Below are 22,197 nucleotides of genomic sequence, written 5' to 3' on the forward strand. Positions count from 1 at the left end.
TTAGCTGGCGCGGCGCTGCTGATCCAGCCAGATGCCGAGGCCTTGCGCGTTGAGCTCCACGTCCATGCCCAGGATCTCCAGCAATTGCGCGCGGTCACCCGACCAGCCATGTGCTTGTGCGCGGGTCAGATAGAGCTCGGTCAACGCGGTTTTCATTGCCTCATGGCGTGGTGCTGCGTCCGTTGATGCATCGCCGGCGGATTGGGCGATGGACACCATCGCATCGATCTGCGCGTGCAAATCATCGGCGAGTCTTTCGACGCCTTCGACGCGATCGTAGTGAGTGAGATACATCGCCAAAGGTTGCAGCGCGATCAGTCGGTTGATCGAGGCATGCAAGGCCTCCGGATCGAACTGCACCGGCGACGTCGTCGGCAGGATGAAGGGACCTCTCGCGGTGTCGAATTCGCGATACGACAATCCAAACGTGTCGCCGGTGAAGCACACCCTAGCGCGTTCGTCGTAAACGCTCAGATGATGGCGCGCGTGTCCGGGTGTATCCAGGCAAAGCAGCGGGCGACCCGATAGGGAAACCACATGTCCGTCCGGCGCCTCCACCACGCGTTCGGCGGGAATGGCACGCAGCCGACCATACGTGGCTTCCATCACTTCTTCGCCATAGACCGCCGATGCGCCGGCCCATAGTTGACTGGGATCGATCATGTGTCGCGCGCCGCGAGGATGCACGACCACGCGCGCATTGGGCAGCTGCGCGATCAACTCGCCGGCGCCGCCGGCATGATCGAGATGAACGTGGGTGAGAATCAGCCAGTCGACGTTGGCCGGCGCAAGCCCTGCCGCGTCCAGCGCGTTGAGCATGTTGGGCACGGCATAGTTGGTGCCGCAGTCGATGAAGGCCGCGCGTGCGTTTTCCACCAGCAGATAGGCCGCATCGAAGTGCGGGCGCACGAAACCGGTGTCGATCGTGTGAATGCCGTGTGCCATCGCCAACCTCGCGCTGTGGGATCAGGCGAGGTTAGCAAGGTCGCTGCGGTGGTTCACTCCCACCTTGGTCGACGGAGGATGGACGGCGCCATCCTCCGCTAACGATTACGCTGCCGTATCGACCAGCACCAGCTCGGCATCTTCCAGCGCCGTCACGGTAAGTTTCGATTCGTCGCGAATCGCAGCGCCGTCACGCGCATCCAGCGCCACGCCGTTCACTTCGATCTTGCCCTTGGCGGGGACGAGATAGGCGTAGCGGGTGGTGTCCAAGTCGTACACCGCGGTCTCGCCGGCTTTCAGCGTCGCACCCAGCACGCGCGCATTCGTGCGCAAGGGCAGGGCATCGGCGGCGTCGTTGAAGCCGCTGGCAAGCGTCACGAAGCGGCCGGAACGATCGCCCGGCGGGAACGGCTTGGTGCCCCACGACGGCGGCTTGCCGTGCTCATCGGGAATGATCCAGATCTGGAAGATCTGCGTATTGCCCGATTCCAGGTTGTATTCCGCATGCGTGATGCCCGAACCGGCACTCATCACCTGCACATCGCCAGCCACGGTGCGGCCCTTGTTGCCAAGATTGTCCTGATGCGTGATGGCGCCTTCGCGCACATAGGTGATGATTTCCATGTCCGCATGCGGATGCGGCGGAAAGCCCGTCTGCGGCGCGATGGTGTCGTCGTTCCACACGCGCAGCGCACCCCAGCCCATGCGCGCCGGGGCGTGATAGTTGGCGAACGAGAAGTGATGCTTGGCGTCGAGCCAGCCGTGGTTGGCTCCGCCCAGGCTATTAAAAGGTCGGCGGTCGATCATGCTGCACTCCTGATAGTGGGTAGCGCCTAAAAGCGCCTGCACACAAGATAAGCCCGCGCCGCGTGGTTACCAGTCACTGCAAAGGGAACGGACTGTTGCCGGAATACGCTTATGGGGTGGCGGCGGGTTGCGCCGCGAGGTTTCGAGACGCCGACCGCAGGGCTCGGCAGAATGATGAAAAAAGTCTTGCCAGACTCTTCACAAATGCCTTCGTTCTGCTATTATTTCCGACTCAGACGCGGGAATAGCTCAGTTGGTAGAGCACGACCTTGCCAAGGTCGGGGTCGCGAGTTCGAGTCTCGTTTCCCGCTCCAGTTTTCGGCAAAACCTCGGCATTCCGGGGTTTTGTTTTTTCAAACGGATGGTGACTGTTTCAGGTTACGATCCGTGCGCAATGGCCTGGTGGCAGAGTGGTCATGCAGCGGCCTGCAAAGCCGTGTACGCCGGTTCGATTCCGACCCAGGCCTCCATTGCGCACCAGTATCAACCCGCCGCCAGGCGGGTTTTTTCTTGGCCGCATCCCTGCGAGCGCCCGTCGCACGCGTGCTAGGATGCGCATCCTTCCGTATCGGCCCGGATGGCGAAACTGGTAGACGCAAGGGACTTAAAATCCCTCACCCGCAAGGGTATCCCGGTTCGATCCCGGGTCCGGGCACCATCAGGGCGTTCCAGCCCGTCTCATACCATCCCCTCTCATGTTCGAAAATGGCTTAACAGGGCCATTTTACTGGCCATCATTGGTCCAGGGCGTCCCAAGGCGTCCCATTCCAGCCAGCCTTTACTGTGAGTAACTTTGGGAGTAATGTGATTCCCGTAGTTACTCACACGGAAAGGTTACTCACATGCTGACCGACGCGAAGCTCCGTGCCCTGAAGCCCAAAAGCGCCCTGTACCGGGTGACAGATAGCGACGGTTTGGCGGTCGAAGTGCCGATCAGTGGCGCCCTGCGCTGGCGTTACCGCTATAGATTCGACGGTAAGGCGAAGATGCTAAGTCTGGGCGTGTATCCCGTCGTCTCACTGGCACAGGCTCGCTTACGCCGTGACGCTGCCAAGGTCCAGCTAGCTCAGGGCATGGACCCAAGCGAGCATCGACAGACAGCCAAGCAGGCGAAGGTCGAAGCGCTGACGAAGGCGGTGACATTTCGCGAGGCAGCCGAGCTATGGATGGAGCGCCAGCACATCGCCGAGGTCACGGCGAGAAAGAATCGCTGGCTGTTCGAGGGCTTTCTGTTTCCGGAGATCGGCTCGCTGGCAGTCAGTGAAATCGATCCGCGTGTCTTGCTGGATGCCCTGCGCAAGATCGAGCAAAGCGGAAGGTTGGACGCGGCCAGCCGCGCCAAGATCAAGGCAGGGCAGGTGTTCCGGTTTGCGGTCCTGGAAGGCTGGGCTGCGAGCGATCCCACCTCCAGTCTGCGCGGTGCACTCAAGGCACCCAAGGTCAAGCATCACGCGGCCATTGTGGAACCCAAGAAGGTTGGCGAGCTACTCCGCGCCATCGACGGATTCACCGGCCAGTTCGTCACCGAGTTCGCCCTGAAGCTGGCCCCCCTGGTGTTTGTGCGGCCTGGCGAGCTTAGGCAGGCCCAGTGGTCGGAGTTCGACCTAGATGGGGCTATTTGGCGCATCCCGGCCCCGCGCATGAAGATGAAGGTAGCGCACTTGGTGCCGCTCTCGAGCCAGGCAGTAGCGATACTGCGCGAGCTGCATGCCATGACGGGTCATGGCCACTATGTCTTCCCCGGTCTGCGCTCAGCAAGTCGTCCCATGTCAGAGAACACGGTCAACGCTGCGTTGCGTCGACTCGGCTACAGCAAGGAAGAAATGACGGGGCACGGTTTCCGCAGCCTGGCTGCTACTCGGCTCAATGAGATGGGCTGGAACCCCGACGCCATCGAGCGCCAGCTTGCACACGCCGAATCAAATAAGGTCCGCGAGGCCTACACGCATGCCGCCCAGTACCTGGATGAGCGCAAGCGGATGATGCAGGCGTGGGCGGACTATCTGGATGGCCTGAAGGTAGGCGGTAAGGTCGTAGCGATCGGCCACAGAACTGCCGCGCACTGAGGTGGCGAAGGGCTCAGTACGAGCCCTCCACCTTAGGCCTTAATTGCTGAGGGCCGATAGACCAATGAGGGTTGGACGGCCTCCTGTGCAAACACTGTTACTTACGACGGCTGCGACCCGACTGCCGGACGCTAGTGCGGTCAGGGCCGTTGCGAGATAGGTCTTGTAGCCAGGCTGAGATGCCGTGCTCTCGTAGGTATCGGCAGTAGGACATCCGGCAGGATTGATGACCGGCGTGGACATCGCAAGCATGAACGTTTCTTCTGCCCACCCGGTATTTATCTGCAACACGGTGCCGATACCGGACGAAGTCTGCGCATGGGCGTTAGCGACAAGCATGGTGCCGGCAATGAATACACTTCCGAGAATTGTTTTTACACGTAGCGGCATAAAATTCCCCTTTAATTGACTGCTAATCGCCGCGACTTCGACTTCAACGAGTCTCCACCGATCGTTCCGTCGAGACATGAGTCGTAATTGCGCACCGCTCAATCGTTCAAAATGACATCAAGAATAGGTGCGATGGATGGCGGCTTGCAGAATCGACCTGCATCTTTCGAGGATGCGCAGCCCTGCGCCTTGATACCAGCACCGAACGACGTGTACGTGGCTTTGAGGCTTGGGTTGTCACGTACCCCTCCGCATTGCGGAGATTTCGTATACCAAACGAACGGGGCCATCCAGACGATTGAAGGGTCGGAATTCATCTTGCCGATGAAGTGGGGCGTGTCATTTGTTCCGACGCAAACGTCGGGAATGGCAACGCTTTGAGCTCCGGGTACGATGATGTATTTCGTTCCGGGTTTGGAGGCTTGCTTCAGCTTAGCGAAATGTGCGTCCCATTGACTGTCAGTGTCCGTGTACTTGTCAAAGCCAACCCAGTTGAAAAGTTGCAGGCCCTGACGGATATCGCCGAAATCGTCTTGCATTACTGCCATAACTGAAGCCAAAGGTATCGTGTTTGTGTTGGGATTTGATCGGATCGCATTCACTGCGTTGACTAGCGCCGGATTCGCTAAGCCGCCGCTGGTATCCTGCAAACAACTGTTATAAGTCTTGTATACGAGGTTCGGCTCGTCGACGACATAAACGGCGGATACAACGCTGCGATCTGGATGCTGTTGATCCAGATAGCCGTGCGATACCAAGTCTTGCACGAGGTCGTTCCAGGCAGCCTGAGCACCCGTATCCATTTGCCAGCACTGTGTTCCTGTTTTCTGGAACAAAAAAGCGTAGCCAGGAATGATGGCGTGCACATGAGCGGCCTTAGCTGTGGCTAGCGTGTCGAGCAAATATCTCTTGGATACGGCTCTACCTGCAGCACTCTCATCTCCTGACCAGTTCTGAATATGGTACAGGTTGATGTGATCCTTGAATTCAGTCAGCGAAACTGAGGGTGTCGCATCAGTTGATGCTGGGACATCCCCATTAAAATAGCCAAAATACTGTTGGATGCTCTGGGCGTTGGCGCTGCCGATGAGCGACCCAAGTAGGGCAAGTGCAAGTCCTATCTTCTTCATATTCATTTTCCTAAGTTAGGTACTCACTGCAGCCAAAGGCCAGTGGCGGTTTCGCGGTCGGGCCATGCACTGCAGTTATCTTGACCTGGGCCGGCGCCTTGAACAGCCACATTGCGCCCGCTACTGATGGCAGTCAGCAGTAATGCATAAATGGCCTTACCGGTTGGTGTGGTGGTATCTGCAGCCCACTCTTGCGTCACGACAGCGCAAGTGGGTCCGCCGCTTTTCGTGCCGGCTGTAAAAACAACAACGCCGTCGACTGCGCCAACGTTAGTCGGCGTTCCCGCGCTACTTCCGGCCATAACGACATCAGACAAACCAAGCAGAATTGAAAGGAGGGCAATCTTTCCTAGGTGCCTCATTTCTTGTTTCCTTACGTGATTGAAGTTGATGAGTGCGGCAGTGTCACTGCTGAAGAATCAGCCCGTAGATAGTTGGCCTGCTCTGGGTGCAGGTGGTGTTGGACACGAGCACGATGACGTGTGCACCATTGCTAAAGGCAGTCAGTGCTTGCGCAAGATAATTTTTGTTACCGGGATCCGTGCCATCTGAATAGTAGGCATCCGTTGCGCTGCAGTTTGCGGGGTTGGTGATCGCAACTCCACCGTTGCCGATGCCCCAGACATCGGAATGCCAGCCGGTATAAACCTGAGTGACTGGAATGACGCTGCTAGGAGTCACGCTTTGTGCGAAGGCGGTGCCGTACGACAGTAGACTTGCAACGAGAGCTACAGCGGCTATTGCTCGCTTCTTCATTCGCATGGTTTGAACTCCCTGGTCTCCTGATGTCAGAAGGTGACGGTGTCTGCGTCTTCGCTGTCAGGCCAGCGAGTGCAGGCGCCAGTTCCTAACACGGTTATGGGAGTTCCATTCATCTTTGCGGCTAAAAGTTGGGCAAATTGCTTCTTTCCGCTTTCTGAGTTTTCGTTGGCAATTATCCAGAGATTGTTTGACGCAGCGCATGCTGCACGACCCGTCGGAGTTCCATCCAGCGTGAAATAGATAACGCCATCGCTCTGTCGAACGGAGACGTTGGTGACATTTCCAGACTGGCCACCGGCCAGGGCGGTAGATGCGCAAACAAGAGACGTGACGACAAAAAGGGCGCTGCTTCGTACGCGACTCATCATGTGAGAGTTTCCTTGTCAGGGTGGTGTCGGTTGAAGAGCACACAGCAGCCTGCAGTGCTCAGGGTTCGGCACGTAGACGGTCGGTCGCCGCAAGGCACGTGGTCAATTGCAACGGAAGTTGTACGGCGTAAGAACGAGGACCGTCGCGCTGGAACTGTGCCGTCGGTCACGCGGACTGTGTTGACATCCCTAGAAGCCCGCGGACTTTTGGGGTGGCGCCAGCCTGTCCATGCGGCTCTTTAGATACTTCCCCCACCTGAGTGATGTCCCATTCGAGGCAAAGGCCCTGATAAGGACCTGGATCTTGAGCGCCGCGCTCAAAACCAAATGCCCAGTCATTGGGCGTGCGCCAGATGATGGCCAACCGTGAAACGATTTGGTCTGGCAGGGCATGCGTTTTGGCATGATGGTTACGCCATCACCGATGCAATGCAGCGGATTCTGTGTGGACGAGCTGCGATGTCTCAAGACGATCGGGCGAAGGATCTGCGGATGCGCGCTAGCTCGTACCGTGAACTGACGCGGAGTTACGAACGTCGGATGTGGGGATGGCTGGTAAACGCAGCAGGCCACTTTCTGACGGCAATGGGATCAAGATAGAGCTCCGGCGTAGCGTCCGCTTCCGACCCAAAGTAGACCTCCGCGATCGCCTGGAATGGAGGATGCACCGATGCCGCGCGTCGCCTCGATTGAGTTTATCGAGGGTGGGGGTGGGTGAAGTCTTTGAAAGCAATGCTGCATTTATAAGGTCCAGGGATGCGCTCCAAGACACCCATTCGGCAGCAGATCGGAATCGTGTAACCGGTCAAAATTGCAACCCGTACGAAATATCGACAGGCGCAGTATTTTACGATTACCCTGCTTGTTGCGACCCACATCGGGAGGTCGCTGGTTGCCTCGCACCACACGCCGACACCCAAGGAGCAGGGAAGTGAAGCATTGGTTTTGTCTAATCGTTGCCAGCGTTCTGCTGGCGTCTTGCAGTTGGCGTCCGCTTTCCGAAGTGGAGTGTCAGCAGATGACCGACAAGGAGATTGAGTATGCGGTCGCTCGCGCTCCCGCGGCAGAAGCGGAATCCCTGCGTGAACACTTGCTCGGAAATGCCGATGCCGGCCTGAAGCGCTGCATGAAAGGCGCCACGTATCGGCGCAGTGACTACAGATGCATGATGAGGGCGAATGAGCCAGAAAGAGTTGGCAAGTGCATTTCCGTGGTGAGCGAGCGGATGCTTCATTAATGGACGCATCGCGATCCTAGCTGATGGTGCCGGCTGCGGTCGCGGCGGCCGGCATCAAGTTCACTGACGCGAAAACGGGCCAGAAGTATGAGGTCTTGGCGCTCGGCGCGGCGAAGACCGTCGCGACGTTAGTAGCACGTTCATTGGAATGAGTAGAGGGACATGTCCGCTTCCGACCCATAGCGGACCTTGGGGTAAGCGATGGGCTGTGGCAGACTTTCGCGATGAGTTCATGCAGGGAGGCGGTCAGAGCATGGCAACGATTTTGGATTTTGCGTGTGCCGGCACGTTCAGCGCCGGCCTTATCATCACGATCTTCAACAAGGCCATTTCCGACGGCGCTCGCAATTGGGCGGCAAGGCTAGCCTGGGCGCTCATCGGCACGGCCTTCGGCATCTATGTCTTCGGCTGTATCCGCGGGATGCTGTATTCGCTTGATGCCGGTGTAGTGGTCGCCGGAAGTCGTGGTGGAGGGAGGGCTACCTTCCATCGTGACGAGCATCCGTTGCTCTTCGGAATCACGTTTCTCGGGCTCACCTGCGCAACGGGAGTCATCGCCTTCCTTTCAATCGTTTGTCTATGGAAGGCAGTCAAAAAGGACTGAAATCCGATTTGTTTGATGATGACGACGCATGTCCGCTTTCGACCCATAGCAGACAGTTCGGGACGGAAACACACCCTGAGAACGGCTAAAGAAGTAGGGGCTGAGGGTCCTGGCTCGACTATGTTGGCGCGCCAGCCATCTATTCTTCCGTCAACATGCTGTGGAGCTTTAGATCATGATGGGTGCCAATATCGTCGTTATCAGTGGGGCAACGCTTCCTGCTGTCTAGTCAGTCAATGGCTAGGTTGGTGCGGTTTAGCTTGAGCTTTCAGGGGATGTGACTTCACCCACCGGATCTCTTGTTTCGACTTTGGCAACCGTAAATTCCAACGTCGGTACTTTCGGCACGTCGACGCAGATCCCTTCGCTTACCGTCAATGCCAAGGGGCTTGTCACTGCCGCTTCTAACAATGCACTCTCGCTGGTAGCACCGCCCCCCATTGGTAGCACCACACCCAATTCAGGTGCCTTCACGACGCTGAGTGCGACGGGTGCCATTGCACCCAGCCAAACTAGCGGAATTGTGGGGACTACCACGAACAACAATGCCAATGCGGGAAGCGTTGGGGAGTATTCCAGTGTCACGTCAACAGTAACCACCATCACTAGCGCTACGCCCACCAATATTGCGACGCTCTCTCTCTCGGCGGGCGATTGGGATGTGCAAGGACATGTCTTTTACACTCCTTAGACAGGTGCCACTCTTACCGCTGCCGTGGGAGGAATAAGCCTGACCTCGGCTACGCTTCCAGCCATCCCAGGTTACGCACAGTGTGGTGGTATTAGCGTGCCGGCAGGCAATGCCTTTTCTATCGTCGCGCCAGTCGCGCGCATCTCACTGTCTTCTACGGCCAACGTATTTCTGGTCGGGCAAACGGTAAGCGGCGGTGGCACCGTGAACAGTCAGGGATTCATTCGCGCTCGGCGCGTGCGGTAACGACATGCTTTGGGCGACTGGCTAACGCCGTGGCGCGCTCAGGTGGCGGCGAAAGACATGGTGGAGATGCTTCCCAATATGGGTGTTGGGACGAATAGCAGTCCCCGATTGGAAGTGCAGGGGGCAGACCACGCGTGAGCGCGACGTGCCATCGGACTGAACGAGTTTGCATCCTGACGTAAGCGTTAGGCCCGCGAGCTATCGTCGAGACTACGGGCCTATTTGGACGGGAGAGTTCGGATTCCGAACGAACTGCAAGTGTCCGTTGAGATGAATTGACAGGTCGCAAACTGTCCCCAAAGCAGTTGCATAGTTGGGAGTACTCTCGGGAGAAATGTGGCCGGCATTCTCTGGATAGATGAGGCCTGTGTATAGGCCGATGAGATGAATCCCGGTTGGCTTTTCAACGAACACTGGCCCGCCAGACATTACGCTTGCGCCAGAAGACTCCATCAGTATTTCTCTCGTCCGACCAAAGGCCCTCGTTGCGGCGACAAACCGCGTTAGCACGATAGGAGTGGGTTGGCCCGAGCCGCCAGCACTGTACCCATACGGATAACCGACAACATACAGCTTGTCACCGACCTCCAGCATTTGCCCGGTTGGGATGACGTCGCTTTCTTCTACTACCTGTACGTCCACGTACCTGACTTCCTCGGGTACCTCTAGCCGGATGACGTCATGCCAAAAGGGAACAAAAAGATTGATCGCGTTTAGGTCGCCATTTGGAATGTGTTGGTCGTCCTGAAACCATCGCGGAGCCGGAGGAGATAAACCTGGCTCGTAAAGGGGAATGGAGACCGTTTGCAACCCGCCGATTGAAACGATTCCCTCCTGTCTCTGACGGGCGTCTTGCATATCCACTAGTACGCTCGTGCGATTTGGCAGGTTATGGCCTACTTTTAGATTGTGCTTGTCGTAGCCAGTCACTGCATGCCAGCAAGTGTATAGATACACCTTGCCACCGGAGCGCCTCAGAAAGCCGCTTGCATGCGCGACAACATTTCCGTCTGCGCGCTGGATATGAAGCAGGACAGCCTTCAAGGGAAGCATATTTCGAACGAAAGTTAGCGGAGGCTGCAATGGCATGGCTGGCTACTTGATGGGCCTGATTTTTATGTGTTCGGAGCCTACCAAACTATGTCAACTGGCTGCATCGCCTGATGCTATCTCCCTGACTGGGAAGCACGGAGCCGCCGCTGGCTTTTCTAAAATAGAGTCAAATAGCAGGATGCCCAGTTTTGGCCGCGCACCAAAGTAGCAATTATTAGCAAAGGGGCTTGGTCACTGAGAACAGCGAGTAACAGGGACTGGGGCGTCCGACGAAGCACGAACGAGCATCTACGTCACCCTAAAGAGATGCAGCGACGTGCTGTGCCATGTCCTCGATGAGAGCGTCTGGCGTCGTCAGATTGCTCCCTGAGTTGGTTCGGTCGCTGAAGAAGGCCATCATTTGACCGTCAGACGTTCTGAGCACGCGTACTGACACTCCCGCCCGCTCTGTCCGGAAGGTAAAGGGAGCAACTCGGTAGTAGTCCACTACCTCACCATTGACGACGTACTGAAAGCCCTTGGCCTTCGCATAGGCCACGGCTTGTTCATCGTCGAGTTGGACCTTCGGCCCGATTGGCCGACTTAGGGGCATGGCCTTCATGCCCGGCTGTTGCGCAAGTACTCGAGCGAATATCGCGCCGGCGCTAAGGCCTGAGCCGTCGCAATCCTCCTGGCCAGTGATTGCGCAGTCCCTAAACATCACCACGGCAATATCACTGCCTGTCGGCACACGTTCACGAATCGTCACGGGCGGCATTGATACACACGCTGCCAGGAGCGCAGCCGCAACCAATGGTGCAAGATATTTCTTGGGCATCACCAATTCCCCTAGTGGCTTCTGACGTATACGGTATTGGGTGAAAGGCCACTTCTATGGCTACCCCTGGCTAGGGTAGTGGTCGGCAGCGCGAACGCCGCAAAAGCAAGACCGTCCAGCAATGGGACCGCAACGAACTGTTTCGTGAGTTTTCCCCTGTAACCGGGTTGCCCGGTCTCGCATCTGCTCTTCTCGAATATAGGTCGGCAGGGCAGTGCGAATCCTTACTACTTGCGGTGTAGTCGACCGCGTCCGAGACGGATACCATCGACAGCCCCACGACGACTCAGGCCTGGGTACATGGCGGGTTTGTGAGTAACTTTGGGAGTAACTTCCGGAACGAAGGCTGGGAAGTGGCTAACCCACTGACTTGTCGATCCCGGGTCCGGCACCATTCGCACGATCACCGCTGCGATTCGCACTATCGAGGGATGTCATGAGCGGCATCAGACTTCTCGGCCCTTTTGAGGATCGCGTTGCGGCGCAATTGCCCGAAGGCTTTGTCGTGGGCCAGTGCAAGAGTGCCGGCAGGATTGAGCAGGGTGCGGTCATCCATGGGGTGGCTCGTCGCGTCGGCGAACAGCAGTGGACTGATGAGGATGGCCACGAGATGACCGTGATGGTCGAGGATTTCGACCTTGACGCGGTGGCCTTACGGAACTGGTCAACCGGTGTCGAATGAGCTCGTCGGCGTGCTGGCGATGAGACATGTAAGGCAATGCCCTTCACGTCGGTAGGCCCTTATTGCGGATCTGTTTTTTAAGTAGTTCAGCTGCTTGCATTAACCCAGGTGGCGGCCTATGGTCGTTAGGACAAACCCAAGGAGGGAGACTGGTGATCAAGGTAGTTTTAATTGACGATCACGAGCTGGTGCGCACGGGATTCAGGATGATCCTGCAGCAGCAGCCGGATATTCAGATCTGCGGCGAAGCGGGAACTGCCGAAGAAGGGTTGAGACTGATCCGCGCAAAGGCGCCGGATATCGCCCTGGTGGATGTCCATATGCCCGGCATGAGCGGCATCGAGCTGACCGAGCGCGTATCGCGCTCCAAGCTGGCCACCCACATCATCATCGTCACCGTGGTTGATGACGCACGCTTTCCCAAGCGCTTGCTCGATGCCGGCGCGCTGGGTTATCTCACCAAGGGTTGCACGTCCGACGAGCTGCTCGACGCGGTGCGTCAGGTCGCGTCCGGTCGACGCTATCTGGCCCCGGCGGTGGCGCAGCAGCTGGCGCTGGCGACGTTGGACGGGGAAGGTTCTCCGTTCGATGCCTTGTCCAGCCGTGAGCTCGAGGTGGCCATGATGCTGGTCCGTGGCAAAGCCCTGACCATGATCGGCGAGCAGCTCAATCTCAGTCCCAAGACCGTATCCACCTATAAGCAGCGCCTGATGGAAAAGCTGCAGGTGGATCATGTGATCAGCCTGGCGCATCTGATGACGATCCACGGCCTGCTCGATACCCACAACAACCAGGTGGGCAACAACCAGCCTGGCGGCTGATCTTCTCGCAGGGCAGGCATAAAAAAAGCCGGACATTCGTCCGGCTTCTTTTTTATCGACTAGACGCGTCCTCAACCGTGCGAGGAGGCGTCCTTCTTGACGTCGTCTGCCGTTTCTTCGCTAACCGCATGCGGCGCTGCGGGCTCGACGGCCTGCGGCTGCGACAGTGCGGCATGCGCCAGCAGATCGCCCTGTGCAGGCGACGCCACTGGCGTCGCTTCGGGCTCAACCAGGTGCTCGGCCTTGACCGCTACCTCGTTGTGCTCGGCCACCGCGGGAGCGGCAGGCTCGGCAACGGCAGCGTGACTGATCGGCGCCGACACCGGCTCGATCTTCGGCGACACATCGAGATGAGCGCGGAAGTCGATGGTGGTGGTGGCTTCGATCGGCGTGGCCTCGACGGCAACCGGGGTGACCACCGGTTCCACGGCGTGCGTGGTGCTCGCAGGGACGTCGGTGATCGGGCTGTGCGTCGCGGCTTCGAACACCGGAGCGGCCGTTGCCATCACGGGTTCTTCGTGCGCCGGCGTGGCGTTCGACGCTTCGCGGAAGGCGGGCGCTTCGACCTGCACATGCTCGGCGACGTATTCCACCACCGCTTCGGCAGCCGGAATTGGCGGCAGCGTCGGCAGATTGAACGAGGTGGGCGCCACGGCGCTGATCACCTGCTCGGGCGCGTGCACCGGTGCCGGCGCTGCGGCTACGGGAGCGGCTTCTTCGGACTTGATGGACGCCACGTCGGACGTAGCGGCCGGCGATTCCTCACGAGTCGCATGCACCACGGCCGCGGCAGTGCTGACCACCGCCGCGGTCACCTGTGCAACCGGGGCCGGGGCCGGGGCCGAGGTCGCAGTGGGAGCGGCAGCGCTTGCTGCCTCGGACCGGTCTTCATCGTCGAGGTCATCGAAATCCTGGCCATCGGCCGATTCCGCGGCCTGAGCGCCGGTCTGCGTGGCGTCTTCATGACGGCGACGACGACGGCCACCGCGACGACCGCGACGACGGCGCGACTGGCCGCCCTCGGCCTCCGCGGCGCCCGCGACGGCCGGAGCCGTATCCGCGGCCACAGCTTCGCCCGTGGTTTCGCCCGGTGCCACCAGATTCTGGTTCTTGATCAGCTCGGCGTCCGCAGCGTTGGCGGGGCGTTCTGCCAGCGCATGGCTGGCTGCCGGTGCGGCGGCGGCTGCCGTCGCCGCGGGCTGAGCCTGCTGGCCCTGACCCTGCGGCTGACGCGGCTGGCGCGGCTGCTGTTCCTGACGCGGCTGTTGCTGCTTGCGCTCGCCCTGAGCCGCCTGCTGGCCTTCGCCTTTGGGCTGCTGCGGCTGGCGATCCTGCTTGGGCTGCTGCTGGGCCTGCGGCGGACGCTCCTGCTTGGGCTGCTGGCGGCCGCCCTTGGCCTGCTGCTGGCCCTTCTGACCCTGCTGCGGCTGTTCGCGGCGCTGCTGCTGCTGGCGGTTGCCCTGCGGCTGGCCGCCCTGGGCCGGGCGAGCGCGCTCGTCGCGACGGTTATTGTTGCGGTTGGAGCCTGCCGGTTCGGCCTTGACGGCCGGCGCCGGCGCGGCCGGTGCAGCCGTGCCGCGGAACCAGCCGAGCAGGCGCGAGATCACGCCGCCGGCGGGGGCGGGTGCGGCAGCCGGCTGGCGTGCCGCCGGTGCCTGCGCGACAGGTTCGGCAGCGCTTTCTTCGCGCACGGGAGCCGGCGACGACGGCACGATGCCGCTGACGGCGGGCTGCTCGCTGCTGCCCAGGGCCTGGCCCATCTTCGGCACGGCGGACGCTTCGACCGCGGTGAGGCGCTCGTAGCTGGGCTTGCTGTGCTCGCCCATGTCAGCTTCGCGGATGCGCTGGATTTCGATATGCGGCGTCTCGAGCTTGTCGTCGGCCACGATGACTACGTGCACTTTGTTGCGCAGCTCGATCTCAACCACGCTGGCGCGCTTTTCGTTGAGCATGAAGTTGGCCACGGTCGGCGGAGCCTGCACCAGCACCTGGCCGGTGTTGTCCTTCATGGCGTGCTCTTCGATCAGACGCAGCGTGGACAGGGCCAGCGACTCGACGCCGCGGATATGGCCATGGCCTTCGCAACGCGGGCACACGATCTGGGTGGCTTCGCCCAGCGACGGACGCAGGCGCTGGCGGGACATCTCCAGCAGGCCGAAGCGCGAGATGCGGCCGATCTGCACGCGGGCGCGGTCCAGCTTCAGGGCGTCCTTGAGACGCTCTTCCACTTCGCGCTGGTGCTTGGGGCTGTCCATGTCGATGAAGTCGATCACGATCAGGCCGCCGGCATCGCGGATGCGCAGCTGGCGGGCGATTTCCACCGCCGCTTCCAGGTTGGTGTTGAACGCGGTTTCTTCGATGTCGCTGCCCTTGGTGGCCTTCGACGAGTTGATGTCGATGGCGGTCAGGGCTTCGGTCTGGTCGACCACGATCGAGCCGCCGGAGGGCAGGCGGACCTGGCGGTCGAACACGCTCTCGATCTGGGTTTCGATCTGGTAGCGCGAGAACAGCGGAGTCTCGTCGCGGTACATCTTGAGCTTGCGCAGGGCGTTGGGCATCACCTGCTGCATGAACTCGCGCGCATCGTTGTACAGCGATTCCTCGTCGATGAGGATTTCGCCGATGTCGTTGCGCAGGTAGTCGCGCAGGGCGCGGATGAACAGCTTCGACTCCTGATAGATCAGGAACGGGGCCTTCTGCGCCTGGGCGGCGCCGGAAATGGCCTTCCACAGCTGAAGCAGGTAATCGAGATCCCACTGCAGCTCTTCGGCATCGCGGCCGAGGCCGGCGGTGCGCACGATCAGGCCCACGTCGTCAGGGACGTTGAGGTGCTCGAGTGCTTCCTTCAGTGCCTGGCGATCTTCGCCTTCGATGCGACGCGACACGCCACCCGCTTTGGGGTTGTTCGGCATCAGCACCATGTAACGGCCGGCGAGGCTGATGAAGGTGGTCAGGGCTGCGCCCTTGTTGCCACGCTCCTCTTTCTCCACCTGCACGACCACTTCGTGACCTTCCTTGATGAGGTCGCGGATATTGGCCTTGTTGGGGTCCAGGCCAAGCGTGAAGTACTCGCGGGCGACTTCCTTCAGCGGCAGGAAGCCGTGGCGTTCGGCGCCGTAGTCGACGAAGCAGGCTTCCAGGGACGGTTCCACACGAGTGATGCGGCCCTTGTAGATATTGGCCTTTTTCTGTTCGCGGGACGGGATTTCGATATCGAGATCGTAAAGGGTCTGGCCATCGACGATGGCCACACGCAACTCTTCACGCTGAGTTGCGTTGATCAACATACGTTTCATTGTAATTTTTCCTCGGCTTGCCGCGCGTCGCGTGCCTCGGTGGCGCCAGTCACTTCGGCGGCCTGCCGGGGATCGCGCCGCTGCGGTTAAGCGGCAAATGACGGCATCGTTCTCGGTGCCGGGATGATTCTTAGGTCGCGCCAGCCGCCCCGGGTTCCCTAGGAAACCGGACAAACGACAACCCGAACCGTTACGATGTAAGGGAGCAGCAACCGGCTGCCAAAGAGGCGACCGGCGCTATCCTCGCCGACGTCACGGGGTGGGTGTCCCGCCCCTATCCGAACTTCGGCGGGGCAAGACCAAACGCCGCCCGAGTATCCTATTTCGGCAGGTTTTATTCAATGCAGACGGTAACTTCCCCCGACGCACCTCACGGTGTGCGTCAAGTTGAGATCGGCCCCGAGCGGGACGGTCAGCGCATCGACAATGCGCTCATGACGCTGCTCAAGGGGGTACCAAAGAGCATGATTTACCGCATTCTGCGCACCGGACAGGTGCGTGTGAACGGTAAGCGCGCCAAGCCCGATACGCGTCTCGTGGCGGGCGATATGCTGCGAATTCCGCCCGTGCGGGTGGCCGAAAAGGTCGAGACCAAGGGCCCAGCGGCGGGCATGGTCTCAGCCATCACTGATTCGATCATCTTCGAAGACAAGCATTTTATTGCCATCGACAAGCCCAGCGGCATCGCCAGTCACGGCGGCAGCGGAGTCAGCCATGGCGCCATCGAGCTGTTGCGGGCAGCCCGTCCCACCGAGCATGTCGAGCTGGTCCATCGTCTCGATCGTGATACCAGCGGCGTGCTGGTGTTCGCCAAGACCCGCGCCGGGCTGACCGGCTTGCAGGCGGCCATTCGCGACGGCTCGGTGGTCAAGCAGTACCTCTGCCTGATGGTCGGCCATCCGAACAAAGCGAAGTTCAGCGTGAATGCGCCGCTGCTCAAGTCGATACTGCAGGGCGGCGAGCGTATGGTGAGGGTGTCCGACAACGGCAAGCCGTCGCTCACCTTCTTCCAGGAAATGGAGCAGTACCCAGGCGGTCGTCTGATGCAGGCAACCCTGGGCACGGGCCGCACCCACCAGATTCGCGTCCATGCTGCCCATATCGGCCACCCGCTGGCGGGCGACCCGAAGTACGGCGACAAAGAGATCAACAAGGGCATGAAGGAGCTCGGCCTCAATCGGCTGTTCCTGCACGCCTCGCACATGAGTTTCGAGCTGGATGGCCGTTCTTACAGCTTTTCAGCTCCGATGCCCGACGATCTGAAGGATTTCCTCGACGTTCTGGCGGTGAAGGGCAACAAGATCCGTCGTCTACTGGAAAAAGCGCGCGCTCACCTCGAGCGAACGCAAGAGATGACCGGTAAGCCCACTTTCCACAAGTAAGGCGCTGGCGGCGTGAGCGACGGCGATGGGCAGCAGGCGCGGCGAGCGCATGAAACTCCACGCCCACCACAGCTCGGCCGCTACGCACAGCTGCATCAGTGAGCCGTTCGGGGTGTGCAGCAGGCCGAACAAGGCCGCCGTGACCAGGAGGATGGCCGGGCGCGGCAGGCCGGTCCGTTCCAGCCGACCCAGGACCAGGGCGAGCATCGCCCACTGCTGCAGCAGCGCCCAGGCGAGGTAGGCCAGGATGTGGTGAACATCCAGATGGAGCAGGTGGTGGCCGTCAGCCAGGGTCAGCGCCAGGGCGACGGGCAGCGGCAGCAGGGGATAGATCCAATCGGACCAGCTTCGTCCGAGCCAGCCCCATTCCACCGGCCGTCGGCGCCATTCGCTCTGGCCGCCATAGACCAGCGCCGCCAGAAAGGCGGTGATGCCCGGGATGGACGCTCCCGGTCCCCAGCGCAATCCGGCGATGAGCCAAAGTGGACCGAAGGCGATCGCGGCCACTTCGGTCCATGGCCGCACCACGCCCGGACGCTGCCGGATGGCCAGCCAGGCCAGCCACGCGAGATAAAGCGCAGCCACCCCGGCATCGAGCCAGGTCGGCATATGGTTCGATGTTGCGCGCGGCAGTGCCTGCCCGAAGGGAAGAATGATGGCGGCCGGCCAGTACTGGCGCACCCGGTCCCGCCACAACAGCATGGCTTCCGCGGTAGCGCCTTCCGGCAATCGGACCATTGGTGTTCGGTAGCTGGCCAGTTGCTGGGGTGTGGGGGTCCAGTTGACCGAGGATTCGGAGCCGAGCAAGCGGATGTCGGCCATCTGGCGGTCGATCTTGGGCGGCAGCGAGACGGGCTCGGGCGAGGCCAGTGCGGCCCGATGCAGGGCGAGCGTCGCTCCCGCCGGGATCGTCACCCGCAGCCGCAGCAGATACGCCACTACGTCCGGAGCGCCGCAGGGCGCGCCATCGATAGCCCGCCACGCCTGCCTCGCCAGATCGATGGACAACGAGGCCGTCTTGGTCGAAATCATGGCGGCGCGATCGGCGGAGCACGGTGTACCCGACTCAGTCGGCTGATAGCTCACGTCCAGCACGCCCTCGCGGTTGCCCTGCACGTCGATGCGCAGCACGGGCCAGTGCGCGAGGTCGATCGGTCCGGCCAGCGGCAGGCCGACTTCAAACGGCGTGCCGTCGCGGCTGGTGATCACCAGTCCGTCGGGCGTGGCGGCGAGCTCGGCCGCGCCGAACACGCGGCTCGCCACCAGATCGGAGGGGTGACGCAGCCGCCACTCCCATAGAGGCCTGCCAGCGCGCAGCGTGGCGACATCGTGGCTGGCCTGGTGAATCAACTGGCCGCGCGTGATCCAGCCGGACAGCGCCGCCATGCACCACAGCAGCACCGCTACCGCTGCGAGGAAACCCGCAACGGGAAGCAGGCGCAGCGTGGAGTGCGCTGAGTTCAACGCTCGAGCAGAACGTCGACGCGCGCCGCGCAAATGATGTCGTTCATCGACAAGCCGCCGACGTCGTGCGTGGACCACAACAGCTGGCAGTGACCGTAGCCGGCTTCCAGATCCGGGTGGTGGTCCTCTTGATTGGCCATGAAGCCAACCGCATTGATGAAGCCGAGCGTGTGGTGAAAGTCAGGGAACTTGAAATCCTTGACGATGGCCTTGCCGTCGTCGGTGACTTTCCAGCCGGGCAGCGCGACGAGCAGTTCCTTGAGCTTGGCGGCGTCCAGCGCGTGTTCCTTGCCCTTGCGCGGCGTGCAGTGCTGGCTGGCGAGTTGGCTGCGGTTCATGGCGAATCGTCCGTCGTGAGAGAAAGGTGCGAAGCGTCGAAGCTACGCCAGGAAAAGTCAAAGCCGGGCAGGCGACGCAAAATAGGACTAAAATGGTGCTGTATTCCCGGCCAGGCCGGTGTTTCAGCTGGAGTAGACATGATCGACATTTCAGAACGCGCGCAACGGCACTTCCTGCGCCTGCTTTCGCAGCAGGGCATCGAAGGGCTGAGCATCCGCCTGCGCGTGACCGCCCCGGGTACGCCGGCGGCCAATTGCGAGCTGGAGTTTGCCGAGCCCGACGAGCTGACCGGGCAGGAATGGACCATCGTCTGCGATGGTTTCGACTTCAACGTGGAGGGCGACAGCGCTCCCTGGCTGGAAGGCGCGAGTATCGATTTCGAGCCTAACGCCACCGGCGGCCAGCTCAATATCCGCGCGCCGCGCATCAAGGGTGAGATCCCGGGCGAGGAAGCTGGCCTGATCGAGCGCGTGCGTTATGTGCTCGAGGCCGAGGTGAATCCCAAGATCGCCTCGCACGGCGGCCGCGTGAGCCTGCTGGAAGTCAACGCCAACGGCGTGGTGATCCTGCAGTTCGGCGGCGGTTGTCATGGTTGCGGCATGGTCGACGTCACGCTCAAGCACGGCGTGGAAAAGACCTTGCGCGAACGCGTGCCGGAAATCACCGAAGTGCGCGACGCCACCGATCATAGTGGCGGCAGCAATCCGTACTACAGCAAGAAGGAAGGCCAGTCCGCGCTAAGCTGATCAACAGCCGTCTGGACGTCCAAAAAAAAGGCCCGCGCGATGCGGGCCTTTTCACTATTGCAGTGCGGCTTACTTGTCGCCCTGGATATGACCTTGCAGCGTATCGAGCTTGGTCGGCAGGCTGGAGAAGTAAGCGGCAACGTCCTGGATGTCCTGGTCCGACAGCTGCGCCACGAAACCCTTCATGATGGCGTTGTCGCGCTGACCGGTCTTGTACTCGTTGAGGGCCTGCTGCAGGTACATGTTGTACTGGCCGGCCAGGCGCGGGTACTGCGGATCGATCGAGTTGCCGTCGGTGCCGTGGCAGGCGAAGCAGGTAGCTGCCTTCTGCTTGCCGTTTTCGATGTTGCCGGCAGCCAGCAGCTGGGTGGAAGCGACCGCCAGGACGGCGCCGAAGGAAAGCAGGGTCAGTGCACGATGCATGCGTTCGGGTCCTTGGCTTACTTGGCGAGGCTGGACAGGTAGGCGGCGATGTCCTGGATGTCCTGGTCGGACAGACTCTGCGCCTGGGCCATCATGGTCGGATGCTTGCGCTCGCCGGCCTTGTATTCGTGCAGTGCACTGATGATGTATTGCTGGTTCTGGCCGGCGATGCGCGGCACCGGATAGTTCGGATACGCGTTGGCGTAACCGGGTACGCCATGGCAGCCATTGCACGTATAGATCAACTTGCGTCCGGCAGCTTTATCACCCTCGGCATGCACGCTGGCAGTGGCGAAAAGAGCTGCGGCCACGGTCAGGCCAAGCAGTTGCAGTCGAGTCATCAGCATCGTCCCCACGATTCCGGCTGGTACATGGTGAAAGTCTCGGAAGTATAGTCGTAGCGTTCACGAACGGACAACATGTCGCAAGCCACTGATTCCAATCAGTGCAAGACTTCACAGTAGCGGGGAGGTGCAGGCGCGCCCCTGCGCTGCGCAACGTCATACGCAAAGGACCGAGCATGAAAGGAAGGCTGGAAAATGCGGGAAATCGCTGTGGCCTGAAGGCTGCGCTGACGATGGCGATGGCCTTGGGCGTCGCCTGGAGCGGGGCCCACGCGCAGGCCGCACCCCCTGCGGCAGATTACCGCATCGTCGGCTATGTCTCCGATTCCCAGCCGTTGCCGCCGGTGAGTGCGCAGAAGCTCGACGTCATCAACTATGCGTTTGCGAAGGTGGACGTCAAAGGGGATGTGCAATTTCCCAGCCCCGTCGCAGGCCAGACGCTGGCGACCTTCACCGGTCTGCGCAAGATCAATCCCAACCTCAAGATCATCGTCTCCGTAGGCGGCTGGGGCGCGGACTATTTCTCCGATGTGGCTTTGGCAGCCGACACGCGCCAGCGCATGGCCGACAGCGTGGCCGCCTTCATCGAGAAATACGATGTGGATGGCGTGGATCTGGACTGGGAATATCCCACGCTGGCGGGTCCCGGCATCAGCCATCGCCCTGAGGACAAGCGCAATTTCAGCCTTTTGCTGGAAGCGCTGCGTGCCCGTCTCGACAAGCTGGGCGCGGCGCACCAGGGGCGTCACTACCTGCTGACTATCGCCGCCGCCGACGGCGAATTCGTGGCGGGCATCGAGCTGGAGCGTGTGTCGCGTTCGCTCGACTGGATCAACCTGATGACTTACGACTTCCACAACAGCCTGACGCCGACCACCGGGCATCACGCGGGGCTGCATCTGGCCGATGTGGCTCCGGCGGACGATCGTGCGGGTGACAAGGCGGTGGCGCAGTTCCTTGCGGCGGGTGTGCCGGCGAAGAAGCTCAATCTTGGCGCGGCGTTCTATGGGCGCGCGTTCTCAGGTGTCGATCCGGCGCACGATGGTCTGCAGCAGAAGTACGCCAAGTACGCGGGCAGTCCTTCGTGGCAGGAGCTGGTGGCCAGCTATATCGACAAGAACGGCTATGTGCGGCACTGGGATGCGAAGGCGCAGGCGCCTTATTTGTGGAACGCCAAGACGCGCACGTTTGTTACTTATGAGGATCCGCAGTCGTTGCGGGCGAAGGTGGCGTTCGTCAAGGCGAAGGGGTTGGGTGGGGTGATGTATTGGGAGCAGAGTTTGGATCGGAATGAGGAGTTGTTGGGGGTGTTGGATGAGGCGTTGGGTCATCGCTGACTTTCGCTCTTCATCCTGGCGCAGATATCACTTGCTCGTGATCCCGGCGCAGGCCGGGATCCAGAGCCTCGGTTTCTGATTGTCGCGTTGCCGCCAGGGTGCCGCCTACGCGGCGGGCGTTTCGATCGGCTGCCGCCGACCGAGTCACTTTTCTTTTGCTGGCCCAAAAGATCCCACGGGACTAGCTTCGCGTCGAAAGTAACCCAAAGAAAATGGCCTGATAACGCCCGCAGCATCGTGTTGGGAT

The 22,197-nt window shown here is 60.7% G+C and carries 20 protein-coding genes and 3 tRNA genes; 11 read left to right on the plus strand and 12 right to left on the minus strand.

Annotated elements, in window-relative coordinates; all coding sequences use genetic code 11:
- Both AC1DKY_RS13840 and AC1DKY_RS13845 read right to left on the minus strand, forming a co-directional pair.
- Entirely contained in the window at positions 1-945 is a 945-nt protein-coding gene (locus tag AC1DKY_RS13840) for an MBL fold metallo-hydrolase (RefSeq protein ID WP_441604155.1), read from the minus strand.
- A gap of 105 nt (positions 946-1,050) precedes the next feature.
- Positions 1,051-1,752, minus strand: a complete 702-nt coding sequence (locus AC1DKY_RS13845; RefSeq protein ID WP_441604156.1) for a pirin family protein — start codon at positions 1,750-1,752, stop codon at positions 1,051-1,053.
- 238 nt (positions 1,753-1,990) lie between these two features.
- Here AC1DKY_RS13845 and AC1DKY_RS13850 point away from each other — a divergent pair.
- The 4 genes from AC1DKY_RS13850 to AC1DKY_RS13865 all read left to right on the plus strand — a co-directional run bounded on the left by AC1DKY_RS13850 (position 1,991) and on the right by AC1DKY_RS13865 (position 3,818).
- Positions 1,991-2,066: transfer RNA gene (locus AC1DKY_RS13850), tRNA-Gly, on the plus strand.
- A gap of 82 nt (positions 2,067-2,148) precedes the next feature.
- Positions 2,149-2,222 (plus strand) — tRNA-Cys (locus AC1DKY_RS13855).
- A 101-nt stretch (positions 2,223-2,323) separates the two neighbouring features.
- Positions 2,324-2,410 (plus strand) — tRNA-Leu (locus AC1DKY_RS13860).
- A 184-nt stretch (positions 2,411-2,594) separates the two neighbouring features.
- Positions 2,595-3,818 carry a tyrosine-type recombinase/integrase gene (locus tag AC1DKY_RS13865; RefSeq protein WP_441604157.1) on the plus strand — a complete coding sequence of 408 codons (1,224 nt, stop codon included), beginning with the start codon at positions 2,595-2,597 and terminating at the stop codon, positions 3,816-3,818.
- A 39-nt stretch (positions 3,819-3,857) separates the two neighbouring features.
- Here the strand turns inward: AC1DKY_RS13865 and AC1DKY_RS13870 are convergent, their stop codons facing one another.
- The 4 genes from AC1DKY_RS13870 to AC1DKY_RS13885 form a co-directional block, all read right to left on the minus strand.
- Positions 3,858-4,208, minus strand: a complete 351-nt coding sequence (locus AC1DKY_RS13870) for a hypothetical protein (protein WP_441604158.1) — start codon at positions 4,206-4,208, stop codon at positions 3,858-3,860.
- A gap of 98 nt (positions 4,209-4,306) precedes the next feature.
- On the minus strand, positions 4,307-5,338 hold the full coding sequence (locus AC1DKY_RS13875) for a hypothetical protein (RefSeq protein WP_441604159.1): 1,032 nt from the start codon (positions 5,336-5,338) through the stop codon (positions 4,307-4,309).
- Between the two features lie 405 nt (positions 5,339-5,743).
- Entirely contained in the window at positions 5,744-6,100 is a 357-nt protein-coding gene (locus AC1DKY_RS13880) for a hypothetical protein (RefSeq protein ID WP_441604160.1), read from the minus strand.
- A gap of 26 nt (positions 6,101-6,126) precedes the next feature.
- On the minus strand, positions 6,127-6,468 hold the full coding sequence (locus tag AC1DKY_RS13885; RefSeq protein ID WP_441604161.1) for a hypothetical protein: 342 nt from the start codon (positions 6,466-6,468) through the stop codon (positions 6,127-6,129).
- Positions 6,469-7,399: 931 nt separating this feature from the next.
- Between AC1DKY_RS13885 and AC1DKY_RS13890 the strand changes: the two genes are divergently transcribed.
- Both AC1DKY_RS13890 and AC1DKY_RS13895 read left to right on the plus strand, forming a co-directional pair.
- A complete protein-coding gene (locus tag AC1DKY_RS13890) occupies positions 7,400-7,705 on the plus strand; it encodes a hypothetical protein (protein WP_441605662.1) in 306 nt (101 codons plus the stop codon).
- A 253-nt stretch (positions 7,706-7,958) separates the two neighbouring features.
- Positions 7,959-8,309 carry a hypothetical protein gene (locus AC1DKY_RS13895; protein WP_441605661.1) on the plus strand — a complete coding sequence of 117 codons (351 nt, stop codon included), beginning with the start codon at positions 7,959-7,961 and terminating at the stop codon, positions 8,307-8,309.
- 2,288 nt (positions 8,310-10,597) lie between these two features.
- On the opposite strand, the gene AC1DKY_RS13900 is transcribed toward AC1DKY_RS13895, so the two are convergent.
- Positions 10,598-11,116 (minus strand): hypothetical protein, encoded by a 519-nt coding sequence (locus AC1DKY_RS13900; protein ID WP_441605660.1) that lies wholly within the window; start codon positions 11,114-11,116, stop codon positions 10,598-10,600.
- A 436-nt stretch (positions 11,117-11,552) separates the two neighbouring features.
- Between AC1DKY_RS13900 and AC1DKY_RS13905 the strand changes: the two genes are divergently transcribed.
- Positions 11,553-11,798 carry a hypothetical protein gene (locus tag AC1DKY_RS13905; RefSeq protein ID WP_441605659.1) on the plus strand — a complete coding sequence of 82 codons (246 nt, stop codon included), beginning with the start codon at positions 11,553-11,555 and terminating at the stop codon, positions 11,796-11,798.
- Between the two features lie 152 nt (positions 11,799-11,950).
- A complete protein-coding gene (locus tag AC1DKY_RS13910; protein ID WP_441605658.1) occupies positions 11,951-12,619 on the plus strand; it encodes a response regulator in 669 nt (222 codons plus the stop codon).
- Between the two features lie 71 nt (positions 12,620-12,690).
- On the opposite strand, the gene AC1DKY_RS13915 is transcribed toward AC1DKY_RS13910, so the two are convergent.
- Positions 12,691-15,915, minus strand: coding sequence for an Rne/Rng family ribonuclease (locus AC1DKY_RS13915; protein ID WP_441605657.1), 3,225 nt, complete (start codon positions 15,913-15,915; stop codon positions 12,691-12,693).
- 341 nt (positions 15,916-16,256) lie between these two features.
- Here AC1DKY_RS13915 and AC1DKY_RS13920 point away from each other — a divergent pair, with 341 nt between their 5' ends.
- The gene (locus AC1DKY_RS13920; protein WP_441605656.1) at positions 16,257-17,297 is read left to right on the plus strand and encodes an RluA family pseudouridine synthase; all 1,041 of its coding nucleotides are present in this window, start codon (positions 16,257-16,259) and stop codon (positions 17,295-17,297) included.
- Here AC1DKY_RS13920 and AC1DKY_RS13925 read toward each other — a convergent pair.
- Both AC1DKY_RS13925 and AC1DKY_RS13930 read right to left on the minus strand, forming a co-directional pair.
- The gene (locus tag AC1DKY_RS13925) at positions 17,226-18,761 is read right to left on the minus strand and encodes a CPBP family glutamic-type intramembrane protease (RefSeq protein ID WP_441605655.1); all 1,536 of its coding nucleotides are present in this window, start codon (positions 18,759-18,761) and stop codon (positions 17,226-17,228) included. The genes AC1DKY_RS13920 and AC1DKY_RS13925 overlap by 72 nt on opposite strands.
- The gene (locus tag AC1DKY_RS13930; protein WP_441605654.1) at positions 18,758-19,099 is read right to left on the minus strand and encodes a 4a-hydroxytetrahydrobiopterin dehydratase; all 342 of its coding nucleotides are present in this window, start codon (positions 19,097-19,099) and stop codon (positions 18,758-18,760) included. The genes AC1DKY_RS13925 and AC1DKY_RS13930 overlap by 4 nt, the downstream gene beginning before the upstream one ends.
- A 138-nt stretch (positions 19,100-19,237) precedes the next feature.
- Here AC1DKY_RS13930 and AC1DKY_RS13935 point away from each other — a divergent pair, with 138 nt between their 5' ends.
- Positions 19,238-19,846, plus strand: coding sequence for an NfuA family Fe-S biogenesis protein (locus tag AC1DKY_RS13935; protein WP_441605653.1), 609 nt, complete (start codon positions 19,238-19,240; stop codon positions 19,844-19,846).
- Between the two features lie 69 nt (positions 19,847-19,915).
- Here the strand turns inward: AC1DKY_RS13935 and AC1DKY_RS13940 are convergent, their stop codons facing one another.
- Positions 19,916-20,269, minus strand: a complete 354-nt coding sequence (locus tag AC1DKY_RS13940) for a c-type cytochrome (RefSeq protein ID WP_441605652.1) — start codon at positions 20,267-20,269, stop codon at positions 19,916-19,918.
- Positions 20,270-20,286: 17 nt separating this feature from the next.
- Complete coding sequence (locus tag AC1DKY_RS13945) at positions 20,287-20,610, minus strand: c-type cytochrome (protein WP_046971176.1); 324 nt, start codon at positions 20,608-20,610, stop codon at positions 20,287-20,289.
- Positions 20,611-20,789: 179 nt separating this feature from the next.
- Between AC1DKY_RS13945 and AC1DKY_RS13950 the strand changes: the two genes are divergently transcribed.
- Positions 20,790-21,950 (plus strand): glycoside hydrolase family 18 protein, encoded by a 1,161-nt coding sequence (locus AC1DKY_RS13950; RefSeq protein ID WP_441605651.1) that lies wholly within the window; start codon positions 20,790-20,792, stop codon positions 21,948-21,950.
- The last annotated feature ends 247 nt before the right edge of the window (positions 21,951-22,197 follow it).

The sequence above is a fragment of the Dyella sp. 01N448 genome (genome assembly GCF_056399225.1).